The following is a 1,820-nucleotide window of genomic DNA, read 5'->3' on the forward strand; positions in this document are numbered from 1 at the left end:
TAGATCCCGACGGGCCTGACACAGCACTATGGGGGGCGCCCACCTCTTCGTCAATGCAAGACGCCGTCCCGGTATACAGAACACGCCTGGACACGGACCTACGGCTGGGGCGTCAACCCCTGCATGAACCATGAGCCCGTCGGCGACACCCGGGCCTGGCCAGGCGATCACGCAGAAGTTGCCCGACGCCGGGGAAGAGGCTTAAGCCCCTGATACAGGGCCGCCCGCAGGCGCCGCGGAGCGGCGGTGGACGAGACGCCGCACGCGTTGCTTCCTTTCGACTCCCACTCTGCGCGACTCCGAGGCCAAGCGGTCAGAGGACCTCGTCGGTCCAGATCCGGACCATTCCCCGGGCCTGCGAGCCGCTCAAAACCGAGACGGACAACGCCCTGAAACACCATCGCCCTCAGGGAGCAGGGGCAAGCACCGAACTGAAGCTTTCCCTTGATCGTGGACACCTGGAGACTGGGACCTGAGGTTCCAGAGGAAGTAGCACCAGGTGGGAAGCAAGTAAACGAAACGGTACACCGAGGAGTGAACCGCCCCGGGTCGAACGGAGGCTTGATTCTCTGAGAGGATCGAGTCACGGCACGTCCCTCCCTTTACCCTCCTGAGCTGCGCAAGCGTGCGGTCCGCATGGTCGCCGAAGTGCGGTCCGACTACACCACCGAGTGGGCCGCGATGAAGGCGGTCGCGAGCAAGCTGGGGATGGGTTCGACCGAGCCGCTGCGCTCATGGTCCGCCAGGACCAGATCGACAGCGGCACTCGGCCCGGGACGACTACAGAGGAATCCGCACAGGTCAACGCGTTGAAGAAGGAGAACGCCGAACTGAAGCGGGCGAACGAGATCCTCAAGGCCGCAGCAAGTTTCTTCGCGGCCGAGCTCGACCGGCCACATCTGCGCTCGTCGCGTTCATCGACGAGTGCCGGGACCGCTTCGGCGGTGTCGAGCCGATCTGCAGAACACTCACCGAGTACGACTGCGGCATCCCCCCTCCACCTATTACGCCCACAAACAGCTCCAGGAGAATCCCTCCGCCCGCCAGCTGCGGGACACAGACCTCAAGACCCTGATCAAGGAGATCTTCGACGCCGACTACCGCGATGGTGGAGTCGGGTATTGGAACCGCCGGAATGCCTCACCCGTTGCGGACCCATGCCGTGAAGTCATCGGCCAGCACCGACGGGTTGGCAGCTTCGGTTCGGCGGGCGATTCCCTCGTAGTACTCCAACTCGTGGACGATCACCGGTACTCGCCTTCCGACAGTGCTCTCGATGACGCCAACGTCGTGGAGATGGCGGGCGAGACTGACGCATGCCTGGTTGAAGTTCGCCTCGACCTGCGAGGCGATCGGCCCGGCGGTTGCCATCCAGTCCTCGGCGTCGGTGGGCTCGTCATACCAAAGTCCGAGTTCGCTGATCCAACGGTGGCGTGCTGCCGCTCCGTCAGGGTCCCGAGTGAGGTCGCCGATCACAGCCAAATCGTTCTGGAGCCAGAAGGCATGGTTCCAGCGAGCTTCTGCCTCGTCGGAGGCGTCCGCGATGCTGCGTCGAAACCGATCTTCGGTGTGGTAACCAATGGTCGGGACGGGCTGTCGAGGGTCGTCGTCCTCGTTGTCGATCCGACGTACCGGCGGGCCGCGCGGGGGTGAGCAGCGGGGTGATGGTGACCGCGCGGCAGTTCTCGCCGGCCGTGAGGGTGGCGACGCTCGGCACGCTCTTCCTGGCGGTGTCGCCCGGGCTGGGCACGGGGAACGCGCTGGTGGTGACGCTGCTGGCGCAGCTCGGGGTGGTGGCGGTGACGGGGCTGCTGAATCTT

1 protein-coding gene and 1 pseudogene are annotated in these 1,820 nt (G+C 65.1%); one reads left to right on the forward strand and one right to left on the reverse strand.

Annotation, left to right across the window (positions count from 1 at the left end):
• Positions 1-1,140: 1,140 nt before the first annotated feature.
• Positions 1,141-1,476: a hypothetical protein gene (locus I8N67_RS41330; RefSeq protein ID WP_234047100.1), complete on the reverse strand. Its 336-nt coding sequence runs from the start codon at positions 1,474-1,476 to the stop codon at positions 1,141-1,143.
• Positions 1,477-1,622: 146 nt separating this feature from the next.
• Here I8N67_RS41330 and I8N67_RS44855 point away from each other — a divergent pair.
• Positions 1,623-1,820 (forward strand): annotated as a pseudogene (locus I8N67_RS44855) (MFS transporter); the annotation flags it as partial.

The sequence above is a fragment of the Streptomyces adelaidensis genome (assembly GCF_016598475.1).
GTDB lineage: Bacteria > Actinomycetota > Actinomycetes > Streptomycetales > Streptomycetaceae > Streptomyces > Streptomyces adelaidensis.